This is a genomic window from Halobaculum rubrum (assembly GCF_019880225.1).
In the GTDB taxonomy this organism is placed as follows: domain Archaea; phylum Halobacteriota; class Halobacteria; order Halobacteriales; family Haloferacaceae; genus Halobaculum; species Halobaculum rubrum.
The window spans coordinates 49982-71302 of record NZ_CP082284.1 but is presented as its reverse complement, the minus strand read 5'-3'; the positions used below and the strand labels follow the sequence as shown (position 1 = coordinate 71302).

Here is a 21321-nt window from a genome sequence, read left to right as displayed (position 1 = left end):
GCGGGGCGGCGTCAGAGTTCGATCCGCTCGACGAGCCGGTCGTCGCTTTTGGTGTTGATCGCGACGATCCGGACCAAGTCCTCGATGAGCGAGTCGTGCAGCTTCGCTTTGAGCAGGTTGTCGACCTGATAGACCCCCGCCGCGTTCACCATCTCGATCTCGACGAGCACTGGTTTCGCGTCGCCGTCGTTGCCGTCGGCCTCGCTGCCGGGCTTGAGTTCGACGTTGCTGATCGCCCGCGACGAGAGCGTGTTGATCCCGCGGCCGCCCTTCTCGTACGGGATACGCGACCGTCCGCGCTCCATGTCAAGGGCGTCGGACACGCGGATGACGCCGGCTTCCCGGGTCAGCGGCGTCTCCTCGGTATGATGACAGAGGATGGCGTGAAGTGTCTCGCCTTTCACCCGGACGGTCTCTTCGGTCCCGTAGTAGTCGAACTGGGGGAGCAACCGATCCAGCAGGTCGGCGGCCAGCGGGATCGAGTAGTAGGCGTGGTCGTCCCGGTGGACGACGTGGCCGATGTCGTGGAGCGTCGCCGCGAGCGCAACGATCACCGGCTCGTCGGCCTCGTCGAGTCCCTGTTGGCTCGCGCCGTTGAACTCGACGCCGCCGCGTTTCAGGAGTTCGTACAGGCGCAGCGCCCGATTGCGGACGATCTCGATGTGCTTGGCGCCGTGGTCGTTGTACCCCTTGCGCGTGACGGCGTTGACGTTTTGCGCGGGGAGGTACGTCTGGATCTCGGCGTCCGACTCGATCACGTCCAACACCTCGTTCACGCGCTCGTCGGGGAACGAGTGCTCGGCGTCGGGGTCGTACTGCCTGACGCTCATCTTGTTCGGGTCGTCGTCCTGTTGGTCGGCCCGCGTCGTTCCCGTCGAACCGGCGTCGTCGTTCATACCGCAGTGGACGGACGGTGAGCGCAAAAGGGCTCGCCCACCAGACACCCTGGTGATCCGGTCCCTCTCCTGTCAGGACCAAACACTTACAATCGGAACCCGTGATCCGCCTGCCATGACCGTCGAATCAACAAACGATGAGGGTCCCTTCACCGATGAGGAGAGCCCTGACGAGTCCTCAGAAGAGCAGGACACTGACGAGTCCACGGGGGAACCGAACGCTGACAGGGCCGCAGTGGAACCGGATCCTGACGAGGTCACAGAGGAACCGGAGCCTGACGAATCCGATGAACCGGACCCTGACGAGTTCACGGAGGAACCCGAGCCTGACGAGTCCGATGAAGCGGAGCAGCCGCAGAAAGGACCCAACGAGATGTACTGTTCGTCCTGCGGGGCAGTCGTGAAAAAACGGGCCGAGATCTGTCCGGAGTGTGGCGTCGCTACGTCGACCACCTCCGGCGGTGTCTCGACGACGGGGTCGTCCTCCCGCGGGGTAGCGACCGGCGGGTCCTCGACGGAGGGAGGGAAGACGAAGTACACCGCCGTCGGAGTGGTGTCCGGACTGGCCGGGTTCGTGGTGCTTCCGATCGTCTTCGCACCGATCTCCATGTACTGCGGGTACAAGGTCTATCAGAACTACAACGAGACACATGGTATCGCGCTGATCGCTTGGGGAGCCTTGAGTCTCATCGCGGGAATGGCGGCCGGTGCGATGGTGTTCGCGTAGGAGCGTCCCGGCGAGACTCCACTCGTCGGTTCACGTCACCGTGTGTCCGAATCCCTGTCCGGTACATGTCGGTCGGGACCGAGACGGTGATCCGATGGTCGTCGCCTGCGTTTCGGCTTCCGATCCCGGTTCCACCGCGCCGACTCGAAGAGACGACACTCGCATCCAGCGATACCCCTTCCGCCGCCGTTGTTCGGCGGTGTAAACGGCTATACCCGCAACACCCCATGGTCCAAAAAGCCTATAATTGCCACCGGGTAACCCCGGAGTAGAGATGCCTACCACTCTACCCCTGTTCGGCGCCATCCCGGGCGGTCCGGAGATGCTCATCATCCTGCTCGTGTTGGTGCTACTGTTCGGAGCGAACAAGATCCCCAAGCTGGCCCGGTCGACCGGGCAGGCGATGGGCGAGTTCAAGAAGGGCCGCGAGCAGGTCGAGGACGAACTCCAGGAGATGCAGGACGGCGAGCGCGACGACGAGGACGAGATCGCCGCAGACTCCACCATCGACGCCGACTCGACCGGCGACACCGACAACGCCGCTCTCGAGACCGACGCCGAGAAGAACTAAGGCGCCGTCCCGGACCGCTTTTCCCTGCGCGCCGAGCACTCCCCATCGCGGGGCGTGTGGCCAAGCGGATACGGCGAGCGGTTCCTAACCGCTAGATCGCGGGTTCGAATCCCGTCACGCCCGTTGTCGTTCCCTTCGGTCACTCGACGGCCGTGACGTAGTCACACTCGCTCACTGTGTTCGCTCGCGTGACTCCCGTCACGCCCGTCGTCGTTCGTGAATCGAGACTGCTGCACCGTCTCGTCATCATGAACCGTGCCCACGAGTTTCGATCGAACGGAAATTGATTTCGAGCCCGAGATGTTCAGTACAAACCGAACACAGGAGTTACCGCTTCCCCGGTACAACGGGCCTCTCGCGACGTTATACGGACTTTCTCACCTGTGATAGAGAGGGCAAGCATTTAACCAGGCTCCCGGATTGACTGTATCCAATGGCTACCGACGACGCTGACGCGGCGGCCGGCCCCGGATTCGACGACGGATCCGGGATGGCTGCGGCTTCGGGGGATGCGGCCGTCGTCGGGGAGTACACGTGGCCGGACTTCCTACGAGACCACGGTCGCGAGGACGCGGCCGACGAACTCGCCGAGCGCCTCCGGACGGAGGTCGTCGAGGAGGACGAGGACGGCGAGGAGGTCGTTCGGATCGAGGTCCGCGCCGCGACCGCCGAGGATCTGGCGGCGCTGGGCGTCGCCGAGGTCGCCGCCGACGCGCTCGGGATGGATCCCGGCGACGTGTCGCCGACCGTCGGTGCGGCCGGCGCGCTCGGCGAGTCCATCGCGGAGCGCTCCCCGCTGCTCGCCTACGACGATACCCCCGTCTGGAAGGACATCTACACGTGGGACGACTACCGCGAGGAGTACTTCCTCGACGAAGAGGGGAACCCTCCGACCGACGAGGAGGACGACCCGCTCGAGTTCACCACCGCCGACAAGGCCGAGGCGCTCGGGTTCGACCCCGACCGCGTCGAGGAGACGCTCGGTCACCTCGCGAAGCGCGCGCCGGAACTCGACGAGGTGGTCGACGAGCGAACCGTCGACATCGCCGACGACATCGACGAGGACGCGTTCTTCAGCGACGCCGCGGGCATGACGACGGTCGTGAACCGCTACGACCTGGAGAAGGCGGTTCCGATGCCGAAGAAGCGCCACTTCCGGGAGGTCGAGCGCTACTGGGTGAACGAGCCGTACTCGTTCGTGATCGTCTTTCACTCGACGAAGGAGAACGAGAAGAAGTACTACGTGATCGAGCCGTACCGCAACGCCATCGAGGAGGACCTGTTCGAGTTCCTCGAGGGAAAACTGCGCTCGGCGATCAAGTACGCCGACGAGGGGGCCGTCGCGGCCGACGACGACCACCGCAAGCTGACGATCCGCGAGGAGACGTACGACCTGCTCGACCGCTACGACCTCTACACGCGCGACGGCGGCCCGAAGTTCGGCGACAAGCTCGCGGACCTGTTCGGCGTCGACGTCGACGACGAGGGTGCCGCGGGGCGGCTGATCCGTGCGCTCGGCGTCGCACCGCGGGAATCCGACGGCGAGATCGAGGGGATCGCCGCGCGACCCGAGCCGGCGGTGCTCGCGGAGGACCCCGACACGCTCACCGAGTACACCGTGACGAAGGCGCTGTACTACCTCGAGCGCGACTTCGTCGGCTACGAGCGGATCGACGGCATCAAACACGACATCAACGTCGAGGACATCTCCGTCGACGGCTACAACTCGCCGGTCTTCGTCTATCACTCCGACTACGAGCAGATCATCTCGAACGTGTACCACGGCGAGCAGGAGCTCGACGACTTCGTCGTCAAGCTCGCCCAGCGCTCCGGGAAGGGCATCTCCAAGCGCCGCCCGCAGGTGGACGCCACGCTCCCGGACGGCTCTCGTGCCCAACTGACGCTCGGCAAGGAGGTGTCGGATCACGGGACGAACTACACGATCCGGCAGTTCAAGGACGTCCCGTTCACCCCCATCGACCTCATCAACTGGAACACGTTCAGCCTCGACGAGATGGCGTTCCTGTGGCTGTGCATCGAGAACCACAAGTCGCTGATCTTTGCGGGCGGCACCGCCTCCGGGAAGACGACGAGCCTGAACGCCGTCTCGTTGTTCATCCCCTCGAACTCGAAGATCGTCTCCATCGAGGACACCCGCGAGGTCGAGCTCCCCCAGCGCAACTGGATCGCCTCCGTCACCCGGCCCTCCTTCGCGGACGACGACGGCGGCGACGTCGACGAGTTCGACCTGCTGGAGGCAGCGCTCCGCCAGCGGCCCGACTACATCGTCATGGGCGAGATCCGCGGCGAGGAGGGACGAACCCTCTTTCAGGTCATGTCGACCGGACACACCACCTACACCACCTTCCACGCGGACAACGTCGGGGAGGTGCTCAAGCGGTTCACGACCGAGCCGATCAACGTCTCGAAGACGATGTTCACGGCGCTTGACCTGGTGTCGGTGCAGGCGTCGACGCGGGTGCAGGGGCGGAAGGTGCGTCGGAACAAGTCGCTCACGGAGATCAACCACTACGACGCCGAGAACGACGAGATCAACGTTCAGGACGTGTACCAGTGGCAAGCCGAGACGGACGAGTTCCTCCGCATGGGGGACTCGAACACGCTGGAGGAGATCATGTTCGACCGCGGGTGGAGCCCTCAGACCCTCGAGGACGAGATGCTCAAGCGGCGCGCAGTGCTCGCGTACCTCATCGACCGCGGTCTCAACACGTACACGCAGGTGGCGGCGACGCTGCAGGCGTTCATCAACGATCCCGAGACGATCCTCTCGCTGATGGCGAACGAACGACTGGAGGCGAGCCTCGACGACCTCCGCGAGATGGAGTCGGTGCTGATCGACGTCGACGAGGACAAGGAGGCGATGGTGCCCCGTCCGGAGCCCTCCGAGGCGCAGGCGGCGGAGGCGAAGTCGATCCTCGAGGAGGCCGACCCGATCCTGGCGGAGTTCCGCGGCGAGCGAACCGACGACGTGGCGGCCGCCTTGGGGACGGTCGAACACGCGGGCGATGTCGCGGCCGAGCCCGGCGCGGGAGCGTCCATCGCGGGCGAGGCGGACGGAGACGCGACCGGCGACACCGCCGGTGCGCCGTTCGAGGACATCGGTCCGGAGCCGCTCGACGTCGACCGGGCGATCGACGCGACCGACGGGCCCGTGGAGGACGACGCCGACGGCGGATCGACCGAGACCGACGCGACCGACAGCGAAACCGGGCTGAACGGCGAGGCGGCCGACGCGTTCGACGCGATCGACCAGTTCGACGGCGACCCCTCCGAACCCGGTTCCGATGGCGAACACGGGCGAGGCGACGCGTCGGCCGACGAGGCCGACCCCGACGGCGAAGCCGCACACGACGGGGAAGCCGTCTCCGAAGACGACCCCGTCCCCGACGAGGAAACGGCCCCCGACGAGGAAGTGATCGACGACTGGGGGTTCGGAGAAGTGGCGTCGGCCGACGACGCGGAACGCGAGGAGGAGTAGATGAGCCTCGACAGCGACACGAGCTTCGGGAGCGCACGGGGGTTCGCGGACGCGTTCTACCCGTTGTTCCGGAGGGTGTTCGACCGGGAGGGCGACTTCGTCGACGGCGTCGACACGAAGCTGACCCAAGCACGGATGAATCAGCCCGTCGAGCTGTACGTCTCCAAGGCCCTCGGCGTCGGCGTGCTCGTGGGGCTGACGCTGTGGGTGGTCGGGATGCTGCTGGGGTGGAGCCTGTTCGCGTTCGGCATCGTTCAAGCGGAGTCGATCGGACTCGGGATCCCGGCGAGCTCCGCCGAACAGGCGGCGATGCTGGAGTCGCTCACCGAGCCCGCGGCCGTGCTCGTCAGCGGCGTCGTCTTCGGAAGCATCGGGTTCGGCCTCGGGTTCGGCACGCTGCTCGCGATCCCCTACCAGCGGGCAGACGCGCGGAAACGCGAGATCAACATGCTCCTCGCGGACGCCGTCTCGTTCATGTACGCGCTCTCGGTTGGCGGGCTGAACCAGCTGGAGATCTTCGAGTCGATGGCGGAGGCCGACGACACCTACGGGGAGGTGGCAAAGGAGTTCCAGAGCATCGTCCAGGAGACGAGCTACTTCGGCACCGACTACCGCAACGCGGTCCGCCAGCAGTCCATCGAGACCCCGAGCGAGGAGTTCTCCCAGTTCCTCACCGACATGCTGTCGATCATCAACTCCGGCGGCGACATGGAGCGGTTCCTCTACGACAAAAAGGAGAAGCACCTCCGCACGGCGAAACAGCAGCAGGAGCTGACGCTGGAGACGCTGGAGCTGTTCGGCGAGATGTACATGACGCTGTCGCTGTTCCCGCTCCTGCTCATCATCATCCTCGTCATCATGTCGATGCTCGGCCAGGGGCAGGACTTCCTCCTGACGGCGACCGTCTACCTCCTCACGCCGCTCATCGGGGTCGGCTTCCTCGTGCTCGTCTCGACGGTCAAGCAGGACGAGGTCGGGGACGGCTACCTCGACCCCGGCGGCATCGACGAACACTTCGCGGAGGAGCAGCGGGAGGGGCTGCTCCACCTCGGGCTCGTCGAGGCGTTCACGGGCGAGTTCTCGCTGTTCGACCGGATACGCTCGCGCGAGGGGACGTACAAGACCGGGGAGCTGCTGAAGGCGCCGCACCTGTTCTTCCGGGACAATCCCCTGTTTACGCTCGCGCTCACCGGGCCCGCCGCGCTCGTGCTGGTCGGGTTCGGGGTCGCCTCCGGCGACGCGCCGCTGACGTTCCAGGGGTTCGTCGACAACCCGGTGTGGTCGACGTTCGTGTGGGTGTACGTCCCCGCGTACGTCACGCTGATCCCGCTCGTGATCTTCTACGAGTGGCACCAGTACCGTCGCGGCGGGATCACCGGAAAGCTCTCGGACAACCTCCGGAAGCTCTCCTCGGCCAACGACACCGGGCAGACGCTGTTGGAGTCGATCCGGACGACCGCCGACACGTCGAGCGGGAAGCTCGCCGAGGAGTTCGAGGTGATGTACGCGAAGGTGAACTACGGGATGAGCCTCCGGGAGGCAATGGTCGAGTTCAACAACAAGTACCACATCCCGCGGCTCGCGCGAACGGTGAAGCTCATCTCGGAGGCGCAGCAGGCGTCCAGCCAGATCACCGACGTCCTGACGACGGCCGCCCAGGCCTCGGAGAACCAGGACGACATCGAGCGCGAGCGGATCTCCCGGACCCGGATGCAGGTGGCGATCATCCTGATGACGTACCTCACGCTGCTGGCGGTGATGGCGATCCTGAAGCTCCGGTTCCTCGACATCCTCGCGGGACTGACCACACAGGCGAGCGGGGGCGGCGCCGCGACCGGCGGGGGCGGCGGACTCGGCTCGGGCGGGTTCGGCGGCAACGTCGACGTCGACCGCCTGTCGGTGCTGTTCTTCCACGCGGTGACGATACAGGCGGTGCTGTCGGGGGTCATCGCGGGGTACATCCGCAGCGCCGACATCATTTCCGGGATGAAGTACGTGGTCGTGTTGCTCACCGTCGCGCTGGGTGTGTGGGTGGTGGTGGCGTGAGCGACGACGGATATCCGGCGACGGACCCCGCCGCCGGCAGCGGCGTCGAGCGCACCCGTGCCCGCGACCGCGGGCAGACGACCATCGACTACGCCGTCGGCGTGAGCGTGTTTCTGCTGGTCGTCGCGTTCGTGTTCGCGTTCGCTCCCTCGCTCACGGCGCCGTTCACGAGCGATGCGACCGACGCGGTGGTGGTCGCCGACCGCTCTGCGGACCGGATCGCCAACGATCTGCTGGTCGCCGACCCCGCGCGTCCGTCCGTCCTCGACGCCGACTGTACCGCGGGATTCTTCGATACCGACGAGGCCGTCGACACCGACTGCCGGTACGAGACCGACGCAAGCGATCTCCGGGGCGCGCTCGGGATCGTCTCGCCGGATCGGACGGCGAACGTGACCGTCGTCAGTGACGGCGGTATCCGGGTGCTCGGGGACGGCGCGGATGCGGTTCCGCTCGCGGCCGGACCGGCTCCGCCGCGCGGGGCGGGCGTGTCGACCGCTCGTCGGGCGGTCCTGCTCGACGGGTCGGACGCGACGGTGATCGTGAGGGTGTGGTGACCATGCGCGCGCAGGCACACACGCTCGAGGGGTTCGCGGCCGCGATCATCCTGTTGAGCGGCGTCCTCTTCGCGCTACAGGCGACGGCGGTGACCCCGCTGACCGCGAGTACGTCGAACCAGCACATCGAGAATCAGCAGGCGGCCGTCGCCGAGGGGACCCTGGCGGCCGCGGAGGCGAACGGGACGCTCGCGCCGACGCTGCTACACTGGAACGCGACCGGAGAGCGGTTCATCGGCTCGGGATCTGACAGCGTGTACACCGGTGGCGGCCCGTCCACCGCGTTCGGGGCGACGCTGAACGAGACGTTCGGCGCCGAGCGGATCGCGTTCAACGTCGAGGTCAGCTATCGAACCGCCGGCGGTCGCGGTCGAACGCGGATGGTGTACATGGGGTCGCCCAGCGACAACGCCGTCGCCGCGACCCGGACGGTGGTACTGTTCGATGACGACCGCCTGGGCGACGGGTCCGGAACCCTCGCGGAGATCGGTGCCGATCCGGACCGTGAGTTCTACGTGGAGGACACGGCCGACGGGCCGCTGTACGGCGTCATGGAGGTGCGCATCGTCGTATGGCGGATCTGATGGACGAGTTGACTACGGACAGCCCCGAGAACGGTCACGCAGCCGACCATCCGGCCCGTGGCGGCGACGGCAGCGACCGCGGACAACTCGTGCTCGTCGCGGGGTTCGCGCTCGCGGTCGTCCTCGTCGCGTTGGTGCTGCTCGCGAACACCGCGATCTTTACGGAGAACCTCGCGACCCGCGACAACGGCGTCGGCGAGCGAGAGGTTCTCGGGTACCGCGCCTCGATCGTCGACGGCGCCGGCGGGATCATCGACCGCGAGAACGCCGCGGAGTACGTCGATCGGACCACGCTGGAGAAGAACGTCACTGCCGGACTCGACGCCCTCGACTCACAGCTGCGAGACATTGCCGGCCGGAGCGCCGCCAGCGCGCGCGCGGATGTCACTGCCGCGACCTACACCAACGGCTCGTTGGTGCGCCAGAACGGCACCGCAAGCGACCCGCGGCAGTTCACGAACGCCGGCGGCGACGCGAACTGGACGGTCGCGACCGATCTCGAGAACGCCACCGACGGGGATGCGACGCGCGCGTTCGTCGCCGTCGTGACGAACACCTCGCTGGAGCCGGCCTCCGCGAGCGACCCCGACGGCGCCTTCCACGTCGTCGTGACCAACGGGAGCGCGGCGTGGCACGCGTACGTGTACGAACACAGCAGCGGAGCGATCGCCGTCGGCGTCAAACCCGCGGGCGAGCCGGTGTCGGCGACGACCGAGGTCTGCTCGGTGTCGGCGTCGAACGCGACCGTCGACTTCACCGGAGGAACGCTCGGGGGCGTCGACTGCCCCGGGCTGGCGTTCGGCGGCGCCGTGGCCGAGAGCGGGACGACCGACGGGTACGACGTGCTCGTTCGCAACGGCGACCGCGCGGCCGGCGGCTACGACCTGACGATCCGGACGGCCGGGGCCGGTTCGGTTTCTACGGGGAACGTGACGGCACCACCGTCGGCGGACGAGCCGTACGCTGTCCCCGCCGTCTACGCCGTCGAGGTACCGATTCGGTACCAGACCAGCGAGGTGACCTATGCGGAGACTGTCCGCGTCGCGCCGGGGGAACGCGATGACTGACCCGCCTCGCTCGCACGACGGTTCGCCGCCGGTCGGGCGGGCGTCGAAGCCGTCCCGGCCCCGTCGCGATCGCGGTACGGCGACCGCGCTGTCGTACGTGTTGACGCTCGGCATCACGGCGCTGTTGATCAGCGGCCTGCTCGTCGCCGCCGGCGGCGCCGTTGAGAGCCAGCGCGAGGACACGACGCGCGAGGCGATGGAGGTGGTCGGCCAGCAGCTCTCGGCGCGGCTGATGGCGGCCGACCGTCTCGTCGCCGCCGGCGGGAGCGAGGTGAGCGTTCGGGGCTCGTACCCGGAGACCATCGCCGGCAGCACCTACTCGATCGCGGTACGGTCCGGCCCGCCGACGACGATCGAACTGACCGCGACCGGCACGAGGGTCTCGGTCGCTGTGGGGACCGCGACGCGCACGCCCGTCGCCGACGCGACGGTGTCTGGCGGCGACGTGGCGATCGTGTACAGCGGCGGCCAACTGGAGGTGCGCGGCGCGTGAGTCGGGCACAAAGCGACGCGCTCGGGTTCGTGCTGGTGTTCTCACTGATCGTGCTCACCGTCGGGACCGTGTACGCCGCGGGCTATCCCGCGCTGGAGGAGTTCCGGACGGACGAACAGCTCGAGAACATGGAGCGGGCCTTCGACGTGCTCGACGACAACCTCGACGACCTCGCGCGCGAGGGCGCGCCGAGCCGGGCCACCGAGATCAAGCTCAACGGCGGACGCCTCGCGGTGAACGGGTCCACGACGATCACGGTGAACGCGACGACGACGGACGCCGTCGAGGGGGCGAACTTCACCGTCGCCGGCGAGAGCACGCCGATCACGTACAGCCAGGGCGACACGACTATCGTTTCCGCACACGGCGCGGTACTCCGCCAGGACGGCGAGGCCGCGTTCATGCGCTCGACTCCGGGGTGGGTGATCGACGACGGGCACGCGTTGATCCCGCTGGTCGTCACCGACCGGACGGGCGATCGCGTCGCGTTCGCCGGGAGCTCGACCGTGTTGATCCGCGGGCAGGTGACGGGGCGGGGCGTCGCGGATGAACTCGCTTCCGGCGCTGGCGACGACGTGACGGTGACCGTCACTGTCGCGTCGCCACGGGCGGACGCCTGGAAGCGCTACTTCGAGGCCGAGGGGTTCACGGCCGTCGACAGCGACCCCGACGACGGGGAGGTCACCTACCGGTTCGAGGTAGACAGCGTGCTCGTCCAACAGACCACCGTCTCGGTGGAGTTGGAAGGGTGAGGCAAGCTATCGGGTAGAATTGTCCGAGTGCGACACTCGGCGTCAGTCCTCGCTGACCTCGATTTCGGTGACCGAGACGTGAAGGTAGGTGATACGCGGGGCGTTCGACGCACTCACGTCGAGCTCGACGGTTCCGACCGACGGGTCGTACTCGAAGTCGTTCGGGTCCCCGTTCACGTCGATCGTGTCGCCGACGAGGCCACCCCTGAAGTTCGTCCCCGACCCGCCGCCGCCGTTGAGGTCGACGTCCGATCCGGGCGCGTACACGAACCCGATGAACTTGTAGTTCCCGTTGAACGACACGTCTCCGTCGGAGTGGACGAGCACCCGGAGCTGGTCGGCGGGACCGTCGGCGTTGACGTCGCCGTTCACCGAGAAGTCCTCGCGGACGTAGAACGTGGTCGTGTTCCCCCCGGTCACGTCGACGTCGCCGGCGTCGACGTCGCCGTCGACGACGACCGAGACGTTCCCGTCGGAGGTGTCGATCGAGAGGTCGCCGGCGTAGTCGCCGTCGAAGAAGTACGTCTCGCTGTCGTTCATCTGGTCGGTCGAGAAGTTCCCCTCGTCGACGCACGCGCTCGAGTTCGTCTCGCACTCCTCGATGTGCGACTCGATGACGTCGTCGGCGGACGGTTGCACCACCCCGTCGCGGTACGGCTCGGGCGGCGGTCCCGGGTTGGCAGCGATCCCGCCCGAGGAGGTCGCGGCGACGACGTTCTCGAAGTCGGTGTTCGACGGAACGACCAACTCCACCGTCGCGGTCTGGTTGTCGTGGTGGACCACCACCTCGCCGCTGGTGCGCTGCTCGAAGAACCGGCCCCACGCGTCGTAGTACTCGCTGCCGACGGTGATCACGACGACTCCCGCATCGAGGGGGTTCGTGCGGCCCGCGGCTTCGTCGGGGTACACCGCAGTCGGGTCACTCGACTGTCGGACGACGACCTCGCCGTCGAGCCGCTCGTCGCCCCCGACGCGCACGAGCGGGAGCGTCAGCGTCGTGCCGCGATAGTGGAACTCCGGCGGCGACACCATCGCGCTTCCGTTGCCGGTTCGCCGCCAGACGCCCCCGCCCTGGTAGGCGACGGCGGTGTCGTCGTCACGGTAGACGACCGCGCCGAGCGTCGTGTTCGTGATCTCGTACTCGAACTCCCCGGTGCTGGCGTTGTACACCGAGATGTTCATCCAGCCGGCCTCGGCGTCGACCCGCCGCGTCGCGTCGCCGCTGCCGGCTAGCCGCACCCGCTGGCTGTCGCTGTCCCCGTGGGCGACGAGGCTCGCCTTCGAATCGAACTGCGTCATCGACTGCTCGGCGGCCCCGTTGGTCGCCGACTGCTGGATGCCCGTGATCGCGTCGCCGCCGAGCGCGACGACGGCGGTCGCGCCCGCGATCGTAATGGCCAGCAGAAGGACGACGCTGATGACGTCGCCCTGTGCCCGACTGTTGCCCGTCCCCCCGGAACCCATGAAGACGTATTCGAAAACAAGCGGGATAAGGGTTCGTTCCGGCGTATCAATACCGAATTCGAGCGCTTCGGGAGCGAGCCGGACATTCCGGTCTCCGGTGTAGGCTGCGGCGAAAAGATACTGAAGGGTCGTCGCGCCTGGAACCGACTTACGGCGTCGACTCCTCGGCCAGCGTCTGCGAGCTGTCTCCGTTCTCCGAGGTCCAGATCACGCGGACGGTCGTGTCGCTCGTGACGTTATTCAGGGTCTCTGAGTTACCAGCGGATACTGGTGTATTGAATTCAATTGAATCGCTGCCACCAGTCAGATTAACGCTCTCAGCGTCGGTGATCGTGTCCCCACCAGTGTGGGTTGCGGTAACATCGTAATTAGAGGAGTCGGTATCGTTTTCTGCGAAATCGAACTGGAAGTTCGCGTTCGGCGCGGTCTGTTGGACACTGTTCCCCAGGCCGAGGACGAACGAGCCGATAACAGCCGCGAGGATCACCGTGATCGCCACCATCAGGATCACGCCGATCACCGGGCTGACTGCACGGTCGTCGTCGAAGAGTGCGTTGAAATTCATTGTATTGTTCCACAGTCCTCCCCGAAGGGAGTCGCCCCCCGGCAGTACTGTACAAGACGTAGGTAGCCTTCTCATAAGATAAGTGGACCGGTGTAGTAATCATATCCAATAACTGTATGGGTATACCAGACTAGATCCCGTTTCTGTTCCAATTAAGTATCTGTTTCGAACGCATCGCTCGGAACAGGTGTCCGAACACCACTGGATCGGGCATCACGTCCCGAGTTCTCGTCACAACCGGCTAGTTCAGTCCGCTATGAATCGGTAACCGACAGAACTCGCGGATACGAGGCGCACCACGACGGGGTCGGAACTCAGACGCTCCCGTGTGATGATCAGCGAACTGCGTCGACGCGAACTCCGACTGGAGGCGATTCGCTCGCGTGGGGGCATCTCTCTCGAGGGGCCTGCCGATAGCGGGCCGAATAGCCGGCGAACGGGAGGAGAGCGCTCCCGCTCCGGAGCGTAAATTTCGAGTGGACTCGGCGGGATTTGAACCCGCGGCCTTTCCCCTGCCAAGGGAACGATCTACCACTGATCTACGAGCCCGCCTACACTACCGAATATCGCGGTTCGGTAGTTAAGGGCTTCGACTGCGTACCTCCTCGCCACGGATCACCACGGTCGAGTCAGCGATAGAAAGCCCTTAGGCCCGCGGCCGTGAGCCAGTGAATGGGAACAGCACGGCCGCAACTCCGACTCGCCCGCGGTGGGCTTGGGATTGCGGATGTGCCCCCGTCGGACTGCCCGCTCGCGCCGGAGGCGCGCTCGGGAGCGACAGCCGGCGGTGGCTCGCTTCTGCGGCCGACGTTCCAACTACAGACAATGGCACGAATGCACACCCGCCGTCGAGGGTCGTCCGGTTCGGACAACCCCGCGGCAGACGAACCCCCGGAGTGGAGCGACGTCGATACCGAGGACGTCGAGGAACGCGTCGTCGAACTCGCCGATCAGGGCCACGACCCGAGCGTCATCGGCCTGAAACTGCGCGACGAGGGCGTGAAGGGCACGCCGATTCCGAACGTGAAGCTCGCGACCGGCAAGAAGGTCACCGAGATCCTCGAGGAGCACGACGCCGGCAACGACCTGCCCGAGGACATCCGGAACCTCATGGAGCGCGCCGTGCGCCTCCGCGAGCACATGGAGGAGAACCAGCAGGACGCGCAGAACAAGCGCGCGCTCCAGAACACCGAGTCGAAGATCCGTCGCCTCGCGGACTACTACCGCGGCGACAAGCTCGACGACGACTTCCGGTACAGCTACGACGTCGCCGTCGACCTCCTCGAGGACGACCGGTAAGACACCCACCCCCACTCACGAACCACACCGATGTCCACCGCCGCCGACACGCCGACCGAGGCCGACCCCGAACGGGTAGCCTCGGCGCTGGCGACGGCGGAGTTCGTCCGGCTCTACCCCCGACCCACCGGCGACGCGCTCGCCGCGGCGGGACTGCTCGCCCGCGCGCTCGACGCGCGGGCCACGCCGTTCCAGGTTCGCGCCACACGCGAGAGTGCGGTCCCCGACGGCGACGGGAGCGCGCTCGCGCTGGGCTGGACCGCGCCGAACGCGACCGGCATCGCGCCCGGATCGCGGCCGGTGTCGGTCGTCGCGGCCGCCGTCGTCGACGCGCTCGACGTCCAACCGGACCCGATCGTCGGGCTCGCGGGCGTCGTCGCCGCGGGAACCGTCCCGGGCGAGAACGGGAGCGGGAGCCTGCTGGAGGAGGCCGAACGCCGCGGCGTCGTCGATCGACGCCCGGGCGTGGCGGTCCCCACGGCGGATCTCGCCGACGGGCTCGCCCACTCGACGCGGATCTGGACGCCGTACTCCGGCGACGTGGAGGCCGCGGGCGCGCTGCTCGCGGACCTCGGTATCGGCAGCGACGCCGACAGGCCCGACGAGGTCGGCGATGACGACCGTCGCCGACTCGCCTCCGCGGTCGCGCTCGACGCGACCGCCGACGCGCCCGACCGCGCGGTGTCCGCCGTTGAACGGGCGTTGCGCCCGTACGAGACGCCGACGGGACCGTTCGCCACGCTCGGCGGCCACGCCGACGTGCTCGACGCGCTCGCACGCGAGCGCCCGGGACTCGGCGTGGCGGTCGCGCTCGGCGCGGACGTGACCGACGCGGCGCTGTCGACGTGGCGCGACCACGCTGCAAGCGTCCACGAGGCGCTCGCGGATCCGACGACGGGCCGGTACGACGGCGCGTTCGTCGCCCGCGTTGAGGCGTCGCCGGCGGACGCACCCGCGCTCGCTACCGCCGCCCGACTCGTTCGCGACTACGCCTCGCCGGAGCCGGTCGCGCTCGTCGTCTCCGACGACGCGGCCGCCGCCGCCGGCGACGGGACGACCGACGTGACCGCCGCTCTTCGAGCCGGCGTCGAGGCGACGGCGGCCGGAGACGTCGATGAGTCGACCGATTCGGGCGAGACCGGGTCCGACGGCATGGATCCCGACGAACAGCCGATCGACGTCGTCGGCGACGACAGGCTCGGCGAGGCGCGCTTCGACGGCGGCGACGTGCAGGCGTTCATCGGCGCGTTCAGGGAGGTCCTGCGATGACTGGCAGCGACCTCGCTCGAACCGGGGTGGTCGAGACGACCCACGCCGACGCCGAGGCTGCGGCGACGATCGCGGCAGCCATCTCGCCGGACAACACGGACGACATCCGGACGGAGGCGGACGGAGCGACGGTTGCGACCCGCATCGCGCGGGACACGACCGGCGGGTTTCTCGCCTCGGTGGACGACTACCTCGTGAACCTCGACGTGGCCGACGACGTGGTCGCGACGGGACGGGGAGGGGAGGGCGACACGAACATCGCGGAGCGGTTCCGCGACGCGGACGGCATCCGCGACACGAACGACACACGCGACACCGCAGACACAGACACACACGACACATGAGCGAACGATCAGTCTCACGACAACGACAGGGGAAGCGCTGGTACACCGTCCTCGCGCCCGAGCAGTTCGACCGAGCCGAGCTCGGCGACACGATGGCCGAGGAGCCCGAGCAGGTCGTCGGCCGCACGGTCGAGACCACGCTGGGCGAGATCACCGGTGACCAGGGACAGGACAACGTCAAGCTGACGTTCAAGATCACGGACGTCGGGTCGGACGCCGCGTACACCGAGTTCGTCCAGCACGAACTCACGCGCGATTACCTCCGCTCGATGGTGCGCCGCGGCGCCTCGAAGATCGACCTGCACATCACCGTGCGCACGACCGACGACTACCGCGTTCGCGTCAGCTCGGTGGCGTTCACGACCAAGAAGGCCGACCGCTCCCAGGAGCACGCCATCCGCCAGATCATGACCGACCTGGTCGAGCAGGCCGCCGAGGACCGCTCGTTCTCGGAGCTCATCGACTCCGTCGTCGAGGGGCGCCTCTCGTCGGCGATCTACGGCGAGGCGAAGACGGTGTACCCGCTTCGCCGCGTCGAGATCAAGAAGCTCTCGCTCGAGGCACGGCCCGAGGAGATCGCCGCCGAGGAGGAGACCGCCGTCGACGTGGACGACGACGACGTCGCCGTCGACGAGTAGGCGACCGATCACCGACGTTTTTCGCCGACGGAGCCACGTCGGGCAGCGACGCGTCGTGCCGGATCGACATCCGGTGTCGATCGGGATGGTTGACCGACACGTCGCGACAGCAGGTCCGGAACGTCAGGCTCGGAGCGTCATTCCTCGACGTGGACGATACCGACCATTCCCGCCTGTTCGTGCGGGATGCAGTAGTACGTGTAATCGCCCGAGACCTCGAAGGTGTGTTCGAACCGCTGGTTCGCGGAGATCGCTCCCTTGCTCCCGTCCCACGCGTCCACGGCGGCGGCCTCGGAGTCGTACCCGCCGGTGGCGAAGTACTCGGCGCCCTCGGGGATCTGGTCCTCGTACGCCGTCACCGAGTGGGCGCGCGTGGAGGTGTTCTCCCAGACTACCGTGTCGCCGACGGACACCGTTATCTCGTACGGGCGGAACGCCTCCGCGGTCATGCCGACGTCGTAGTCGTCGCTCGCGGATCCCGGGAGGACGGCCGCACAACCGCTCAGCGAGAGCGACGCTGCGGCGCCCGCGGTCGCGAGGAAGCGGCGTCGGTCCATACGTGGATCGTAGAGGCGGATCGCTTTATGCCGATCGGTCCGGGCCTCGAATGGGATGGAAAGCCATACGACCGGCGGTGCCGTCGGCCCGACCAGACCATGACCGACCGGCCGCGCTTCTGCTCCCGGCTGGGGCTGGCGGACGCCGTCACCGCCGGGAACGCCGCACTCGGAACGCTCGCGGCCGCCGTGGTGGCGTTCGATCCGACGCTGGCTGCGCGGCTGGTTCTCCTCGGCGCGGTCGCCGACGGCCTCGACGGGGTGCTCGCGCGCCGGTACGGCGGGACCGCGATCGGGCCCCACCTCGACTCGCTGGCGGACGTGGCCTCCTTCGGCGTCGCCCCGGCGCTGATCGTCGCCGCGACGGTGACCGCCGCGTACCCGCTCGACTCCTCGCCCGTCCTGTTCGTCGCCGGACTGGTCGTCCCCGCGGCGTACGTCGCGTTCGCGGTGATCCGGCTGGCCGTCTATACCGTCGAGGACGAAGGGGCGAAAACGACCCACGGCGTCCAGACGACGCTCGCGGCGACGGTGATCGCGGCGTCCGTGCTCGCGGGGCTGGACTCGCCCGCGGTGGTGCTCGGCCTCGCCGCCGTGTCGGCGCCGCTGATGGTGACACCGATACGGTACCAGGATCTCCACCCGCAGGACGCGCTCGTGATGGGAGCCGTGCAGGCGTGCGCGATCCTGTTTACGGGGATGGCCGGCGAGTCGTTCGCGTTCGCCCTGCTGTTTCTCGCGCTCGGCTACCTCGTGCTCGGGCCGCGCTTCTACTGGCGCGACGCGAGCGGGGCGGCCGAGTCCGAGGACGCGTCGGATGGACCCCCCGAGAGTGACGGTCCGGACCCCGAACCGGGCGCCTGATTCGGCGCCCGTCCCCGGGCGCAGCGGTCCCCGGCGGTATCGACTTCGGGATCGCCGGCGGCGGTCGTGGCTCACACCACCGCCGGTTGGCCCCCTCCAGATGCGCGTTCCGGGAACGGTTTACCCCCGGACCTCCAGACCACACACATGGATCCGAGACAGGTCGCCGATCTCTCGCCGGACGAGCGGCGGGCGTTCTTCGAGCGCGACGCCGGCGTCGACGCCGTCCGTGACGACGTGCGCGACATCGTCGACCGCGTCCGCGACGAGGGCGACGCCGCCGTCCGAGAGTTTTCCCGCGAGTTCGACGACGTCGAGGTGGCGAACATCGACATCACCGACGAGGCCGAGCGCGCCGTCGACGCCGTCGACGGGGGGGTGCTCGCGGCGATCCGCGAATCGATCGGGAACGTCCGCGAGTTCCACGAGGCGCAACTACCGGAGGACTGGACTCGCCAGTTCGACGACGGGCGCGTGCTGGGCAAGCGCTTCCGGCCGCTCGACCGCGTCGGCGCGTACGTCCCCGGCGGCACCGCCGCGTACCCGTCGTCGGCGATCATGGGCGTCGTCCCCGCGACGGTCGCGGGCGTCGACCACGTCGCCGTCGTGACTCCCCCCGCCGAGGAGATCAACCCCGCGACGCTGGCGGCGATCCACGAGGCCGGCGCCGACGCCGTCTACTCCGTCGGCGGCGCGCAGGGCGTCGCCGCGCTCGCGTACGGCACCGAGACGGTGACGAGCGTCCGGAAAGTCGTCGGGCCGGGCAACAAGTGGGTGACCGCAGCGAAGGCGGCCGTCCGCGGGGACGTGGAGATCGACTTCCTCGCCGGCCCCTCGGAGGTGCTGGTGCTCGCGGACGACACGGCCGACCCCGCGGCGGTCGCCGCCGACCTGATCGCGCAGGCGGAGCACGACCCGAACGCCTCCGTGGTGGCGGTGACGGACGACGGGCCCACGGCCGAGGCCGTCTGTGCGGAGATCGACGCGCAGGTACCGGAGCGCGAGCGGGCCGAGACGATCGAGTCCGCCCTCGCTAACGACGCCTCGGGCGTGCTGGTCGCCCGCTCGATGTCCGAGGCGGTGCTGTTCGCAGAGGAGTACGCCGCTGAACACCTCTCGATACAGGCCGACGACGATGAGGCGCTGCTCGACCGGATCTCGAACGTCGGCTCGGCGTTCCTCGGCCGCTTCACGCCCGTCGCCGCCGGCGATTACGCCTCCGGGACGAACCACGTGCTGCCGACGAACGGCGGAGCGAGGGCGTTCGGCGGGCTGTCGACGGACACGTTCCTGCGCTCGTCGACCGTCCAGCGGCTCTCGGAGGACGGCCTTCGCGACCTCTCGGGGACGGTGACGACGCTGGCGGAGGCCGAAGGGCTGGAGGCGCACGCCGAGAGCGTCCGGACGCGCTTTGCGGACGAGGAATAACGCGCCGGCGGCGACCACGCTCGCGCCGTCCCGTGTGAGTCGGCGTCAAGGTTTTACCCGAGTATCCGGATCGACTACACATGAGTACTGACGCGTCCGGAGGGAGCGAGCTCGACACCGCCGTCACGGTCACACCGGCGGCGGCCGAAGAGGCGGTCTCGCTCATGGAGGGCGAGGGCATGGACGTGGACGTCGGCGGTCTGCGCCTGTTCGTCCAGCAGGGCGGCTGTGCCGGGCTGTCGTACGGCATGCGCTTCGATACCGAGCCCGAGGAGGACGACCGCGTGACCGAACAGCACGGGCTGCGCGTGTTCGTCGACCCGGCGTCGATGAACTACATCGGCGGGTCGACGCTCGATTACGAGTCCGGGCTGCAGGCGGCGGGCTTCACCGTCGAGAACCCGAACGTGGAGGCGGAGTGCGGCTGCGGCGAGTCGTTCCGGACGTGAAGCGCTCCGACTGCCTGTAGGTCCGACGCGGCGGATTCGACACCCCACACTACCGGATCGCGTCCCCTGCGGTGTCGGGTCGGGATCGACCCAGACCGTTTAACAGCCGGCGTCGCCTCCGTAGGGTATGACTCTCGACGCCGTCGAGACGGCCGCAGGCGAGCTGTACGTCAACCGTGCTGGCGGCGAGCGCGGATCGAAGGCACCGTTTTACCACGTGTACGTCGACGACGACGGCGAGACCAGATGGGGATACTTCTGCGGGAACTGCGAGACGGTGAACAACGCGATGGACTCGATGGGGCGCATCGAGTGCAACGAGTGCGGCAACATGCGCAAGCCCGACGAGTGGGACGCCGCCCACGAGTAGCGTCGTCGAGCGACCGAAGGGAGCGAGACGACGGGCACACGGCGGCGAGCTTGTGGGCGAGCCGCCAAGAAGAATAGCGTCGTCGAGCGACCGAAGGGAGCGAGACGACGGGCACACGGCGGCGAGCTTGTGGGCGAGCCGCCCGGGACCACAGCGCTCCCGAAGCGACCGTCGTCGTTGCAGTGCCGCGGCTACTAAGTCCCGGCCGGCCGCATTCTGCCCTATGTCGACGACGCTTCCGCTCCAGTCGCCCGGCGGACTCGTCACCGAGGCGCTCAACCGCTTCGTAGCCGACGTCTCCGACGCGCTCCCGGACATCATCGCCGGGATCGTTTTCCTGGTTATCGCCGGTGTCGGCGTCAAGGTGATCATGGCCGTCGTGCGTGCGGCGCTGCGGCGGACGGTCCCGGGCGAGTCGCCCGTCTACCGACAGTTCGTCGCGACCATCGTCGCCGTGTTCCTGTGGTTCGGGGTGGGGCTGTCGTTCCTCTCTGTGGTGGGGCTCGACGGCATCGCCACCTCGTTGGGGACCGCCGCGGGGTTTCTCGCGCTGGGGGTCTCGTACGCGACCTCCAACATGATCGCCGACGCCGTCGCCGGCGTCTATCTCCTCCGTGACGAGGACTTCAACCCCGGCGACACCGTCGACATCGGCGGGACGACCGGCGTCGTGCAGTCGATCGAGTTGCGCAAGACCCGCCTCACGGTCGACGACGACACCGTCGTCCGCGGGAACGCCGAGATCGAGAAGAAGTGGACGAAGATCGGCGACGCCGGGACGGCTCAGGGGAGTCCGTCACCCGCGGGCGACTGAACGGGCCGACTCCGACCGTAGCGTGACGGAGAGTCGATCGCCACTTCGGGCTGCTCGTCGCTCCCGCC

Annotated in this window: 22 protein-coding genes and 2 tRNA genes; 19 read left to right on the top strand and 5 right to left on the bottom strand. The window is 68.0% G+C overall.

What is annotated here, in order from left to right; all coding sequences use genetic code 11:
- Positions 1 to 11: 11 nt before the first annotated feature.
- Positions 12 to 830, bottom strand: coding sequence for an HD domain-containing protein (locus K6T25_RS00420; protein WP_222917781.1), 819 nt, complete (start codon positions 828 to 830; stop codon positions 12 to 14).
- A 181-nt stretch (positions 831 to 1011) separates the two neighbouring features.
- Here K6T25_RS00420 and K6T25_RS00415 point away from each other — a divergent pair, with 181 nt between their 5' ends.
- The 10 genes from K6T25_RS00415 (at position 1012) to K6T25_RS00370 (ending at position 11192) form a co-directional block, all read left to right on the top strand.
- Positions 1012 to 1623, top strand: coding sequence for a zinc ribbon domain-containing protein (locus tag K6T25_RS00415; protein WP_222915617.1), 612 nt, complete (start codon positions 1012 to 1014; stop codon positions 1621 to 1623).
- Positions 1624 to 1897: 274 nt separating this feature from the next.
- Complete coding sequence (locus K6T25_RS00410; protein ID WP_222915615.1) at positions 1898 to 2194, top strand: Sec-independent protein translocase subunit TatA/TatB; 297 nt, start codon at positions 1898 to 1900, stop codon at positions 2192 to 2194.
- A gap of 50 nt (positions 2195 to 2244) precedes the next feature.
- Positions 2245 to 2317: transfer RNA gene (locus tag K6T25_RS00405), tRNA-Arg, on the top strand.
- Between the two features lie 310 nt (positions 2318 to 2627).
- The gene (locus K6T25_RS00400; protein ID WP_222915613.1) at positions 2628 to 5693 is read left to right on the top strand and encodes an ATPase, T2SS/T4P/T4SS family; all 3066 of its coding nucleotides are present in this window, start codon (positions 2628 to 2630) and stop codon (positions 5691 to 5693) included.
- Positions 5694 to 7739, top strand: a complete 2046-nt coding sequence (locus tag K6T25_RS00395) for a type II secretion system F family protein (protein WP_222915611.1) — start codon at positions 5694 to 5696, stop codon at positions 7737 to 7739. It begins immediately after the preceding gene.
- Positions 7736 to 8296: a DUF7287 family protein gene (locus K6T25_RS00390; protein ID WP_222915610.1), complete on the top strand. Its 561-nt coding sequence runs from the start codon at positions 7736 to 7738 to the stop codon at positions 8294 to 8296. Before K6T25_RS00395 ends, K6T25_RS00390 begins: the two co-directional genes overlap by 4 nt.
- 2 nt (positions 8297 to 8298) lie before the next feature.
- Entirely contained in the window at positions 8299 to 8880 is a 582-nt protein-coding gene (locus K6T25_RS00385) for a DUF7288 family protein (protein ID WP_222917779.1), read from the top strand.
- Complete coding sequence (locus K6T25_RS00380) at positions 8868 to 9947, top strand: hypothetical protein (protein ID WP_222915609.1); 1080 nt, start codon at positions 8868 to 8870, stop codon at positions 9945 to 9947. The genes K6T25_RS00385 and K6T25_RS00380 overlap by 13 nt, the downstream gene beginning before the upstream one ends.
- The gene (locus K6T25_RS00375; RefSeq protein WP_222915608.1) at positions 9940 to 10440 is read left to right on the top strand and encodes a DUF7266 family protein; all 501 of its coding nucleotides are present in this window, start codon (positions 9940 to 9942) and stop codon (positions 10438 to 10440) included. The genes K6T25_RS00380 and K6T25_RS00375 overlap by 8 nt, the downstream gene beginning before the upstream one ends.
- Positions 10437 to 11192 (top strand): DUF7289 family protein, encoded by a 756-nt coding sequence (locus K6T25_RS00370; protein WP_222915607.1) that lies wholly within the window; start codon positions 10437 to 10439, stop codon positions 11190 to 11192. Before K6T25_RS00375 ends, K6T25_RS00370 begins: the two co-directional genes overlap by 4 nt.
- A 42-nt stretch (positions 11193 to 11234) precedes the next feature.
- Here K6T25_RS00370 and K6T25_RS00365 read toward each other — a convergent pair whose 3' ends face one another.
- From K6T25_RS00365 to K6T25_RS00355, 3 genes are all read right to left on the bottom strand, one after another.
- Complete coding sequence (locus K6T25_RS00365) at positions 11235 to 12656, bottom strand: DUF7289 family protein (RefSeq protein ID WP_222915606.1); 1422 nt, start codon at positions 12654 to 12656, stop codon at positions 11235 to 11237.
- Between the two features lie 148 nt (positions 12657 to 12804).
- Positions 12805 to 13221, bottom strand: a complete 417-nt coding sequence (locus K6T25_RS00360) for a type IV pilin domain-containing protein (protein WP_222915605.1) — start codon at positions 13219 to 13221, stop codon at positions 12805 to 12807.
- Positions 13222 to 13698: 477 nt separating this feature from the next.
- Positions 13699 to 13770 (bottom strand) — tRNA-Ala (locus K6T25_RS00355).
- A 276-nt stretch (positions 13771 to 14046) separates the two neighbouring features.
- Here K6T25_RS00355 and K6T25_RS00350 point away from each other — a divergent pair.
- The 4 genes from K6T25_RS00350 to K6T25_RS00335 are packed head-to-tail and all read left to right on the top strand — an operon-like array spanning position 14047 to position 16771.
- Positions 14047 to 14520: a 30S ribosomal protein S15 gene (locus K6T25_RS00350; RefSeq protein WP_222915602.1), complete on the top strand. Its 474-nt coding sequence runs from the start codon at positions 14047 to 14049 to the stop codon at positions 14518 to 14520.
- A 30-nt stretch (positions 14521 to 14550) separates the two neighbouring features.
- A complete protein-coding gene (locus K6T25_RS00345; RefSeq protein ID WP_222915600.1) occupies positions 14551 to 15789 on the top strand; it encodes an exonuclease RecJ in 1239 nt (412 codons plus the stop codon).
- Positions 15786 to 16133: a KEOPS complex subunit Pcc1 gene (locus K6T25_RS00340; RefSeq protein ID WP_222915598.1), complete on the top strand. Its 348-nt coding sequence runs from the start codon at positions 15786 to 15788 to the stop codon at positions 16131 to 16133. Before K6T25_RS00345 ends, K6T25_RS00340 begins: the two co-directional genes overlap by 4 nt.
- Positions 16130 to 16771 carry a 30S ribosomal protein S3ae gene (locus K6T25_RS00335; protein WP_222915596.1) on the top strand — a complete coding sequence of 214 codons (642 nt, stop codon included), beginning with the start codon at positions 16130 to 16132 and terminating at the stop codon, positions 16769 to 16771. The genes K6T25_RS00340 and K6T25_RS00335 overlap by 4 nt, the downstream gene beginning before the upstream one ends.
- Before the next feature lie 137 nt (positions 16772 to 16908).
- Here the strand turns inward: K6T25_RS00335 and K6T25_RS00330 are convergent, their stop codons facing one another.
- Positions 16909 to 17328: a cupredoxin domain-containing protein gene (locus K6T25_RS00330; RefSeq protein ID WP_222915594.1), complete on the bottom strand. Its 420-nt coding sequence runs from the start codon at positions 17326 to 17328 to the stop codon at positions 16909 to 16911.
- A 99-nt stretch (positions 17329 to 17427) separates the two neighbouring features.
- On the opposite strand from K6T25_RS00330, the gene K6T25_RS00325 reads away from it, so the two are divergent.
- From K6T25_RS00325 to K6T25_RS00305, 5 genes are all read left to right on the top strand, one after another.
- On the top strand, positions 17428 to 18192 hold the full coding sequence (locus tag K6T25_RS00325; RefSeq protein WP_222915592.1) for a protein sorting system archaetidylserine synthase: 765 nt from the start codon (positions 17428 to 17430) through the stop codon (positions 18190 to 18192).
- Positions 18193 to 18339: 147 nt separating this feature from the next.
- Positions 18340 to 19620, top strand: a complete 1281-nt coding sequence (gene hisD, locus K6T25_RS00320; protein ID WP_222915590.1) for a histidinol dehydrogenase — start codon at positions 18340 to 18342, stop codon at positions 19618 to 19620.
- Between the two features lie 80 nt (positions 19621 to 19700).
- Positions 19701 to 20069 (top strand): HesB/IscA family protein, encoded by a 369-nt coding sequence (locus tag K6T25_RS00315; RefSeq protein WP_222915588.1) that lies wholly within the window; start codon positions 19701 to 19703, stop codon positions 20067 to 20069.
- 127 nt (positions 20070 to 20196) lie between these two features.
- Positions 20197 to 20439, top strand: coding sequence for a DUF5816 domain-containing protein (locus K6T25_RS00310; RefSeq protein ID WP_222915586.1), 243 nt, complete (start codon positions 20197 to 20199; stop codon positions 20437 to 20439).
- Between the two features lie 223 nt (positions 20440 to 20662).
- On the top strand, positions 20663 to 21253 hold the full coding sequence (locus K6T25_RS00305) for a mechanosensitive ion channel domain-containing protein (RefSeq protein ID WP_222915584.1): 591 nt from the start codon (positions 20663 to 20665) through the stop codon (positions 21251 to 21253).
- Positions 21254 to 21321 lie beyond the last annotated feature (68 nt).

Bases quoted from the DNA above. Each gene is read 5' to 3' on its own strand.
- K6T25_RS00420 (WP_222917781.1), bottom strand. From the start codon at position 830: ATGAGCGTCAGGCAGTACGACCCCGACGCCGAGCACTCGTTCCCCGAC.
- K6T25_RS00415 (WP_222915617.1), top strand. From the start codon at position 1,012: ATGACCGTCGAATCAACAAACGATGAGGGTCCCTTCACCGATGAGGAG.
- K6T25_RS00410 (WP_222915615.1), top strand. From the start codon at position 1,898: ATGCCTACCACTCTACCCCTGTTCGGCGCCATCCCGGGCGGTCCGGAG.
- K6T25_RS00400 (WP_222915613.1), top strand. From the start codon at position 2,628: ATGGCTACCGACGACGCTGACGCGGCGGCCGGCCCCGGATTCGACGAC.
- K6T25_RS00395 (WP_222915611.1), top strand. From the start codon at position 5,694: ATGAGCCTCGACAGCGACACGAGCTTCGGGAGCGCACGGGGGTTCGCG.
- K6T25_RS00385 (WP_222917779.1), top strand. From the start codon at position 8,299: ATGCGCGCGCAGGCACACACGCTCGAGGGGTTCGCGGCCGCGATCATC.
- K6T25_RS00380 (WP_222915609.1), top strand. From the start codon at position 8,868: ATGGCGGATCTGATGGACGAGTTGACTACGGACAGCCCCGAGAACGGT.
- K6T25_RS00375 (WP_222915608.1), top strand. From the start codon at position 9,940: ATGACTGACCCGCCTCGCTCGCACGACGGTTCGCCGCCGGTCGGGCGG.
- K6T25_RS00365 (WP_222915606.1), bottom strand. From the start codon at position 12,656: ATGGGTTCCGGGGGGACGGGCAACAGTCGGGCACAGGGCGACGTCATC.
- K6T25_RS00360 (WP_222915605.1), bottom strand. From the start codon at position 13,221: ATGAATTTCAACGCACTCTTCGACGACGACCGTGCAGTCAGCCCGGTG.
- K6T25_RS00350 (WP_222915602.1), top strand. From the start codon at position 14,047: ATGGCACGAATGCACACCCGCCGTCGAGGGTCGTCCGGTTCGGACAAC.
- K6T25_RS00345 (WP_222915600.1), top strand. From the start codon at position 14,551: ATGTCCACCGCCGCCGACACGCCGACCGAGGCCGACCCCGAACGGGTA.
- K6T25_RS00340 (WP_222915598.1), top strand. From the start codon at position 15,786: ATGACTGGCAGCGACCTCGCTCGAACCGGGGTGGTCGAGACGACCCAC.
- K6T25_RS00335 (WP_222915596.1), top strand. From the start codon at position 16,130: ATGAGCGAACGATCAGTCTCACGACAACGACAGGGGAAGCGCTGGTAC.
- K6T25_RS00330 (WP_222915594.1), bottom strand. From the start codon at position 17,328: ATGGACCGACGCCGCTTCCTCGCGACCGCGGGCGCCGCAGCGTCGCTC.
- K6T25_RS00325 (WP_222915592.1), top strand. From the start codon at position 17,428: ATGACCGACCGGCCGCGCTTCTGCTCCCGGCTGGGGCTGGCGGACGCC.
- hisD (WP_222915590.1), top strand. From the start codon at position 18,340: ATGGATCCGAGACAGGTCGCCGATCTCTCGCCGGACGAGCGGCGGGCG.
- K6T25_RS00315 (WP_222915588.1), top strand. From the start codon at position 19,701: ATGAGTACTGACGCGTCCGGAGGGAGCGAGCTCGACACCGCCGTCACG.
- K6T25_RS00310 (WP_222915586.1), top strand. From the start codon at position 20,197: ATGACTCTCGACGCCGTCGAGACGGCCGCAGGCGAGCTGTACGTCAAC.
- K6T25_RS00305 (WP_222915584.1), top strand. From the start codon at position 20,663: ATGTCGACGACGCTTCCGCTCCAGTCGCCCGGCGGACTCGTCACCGAG.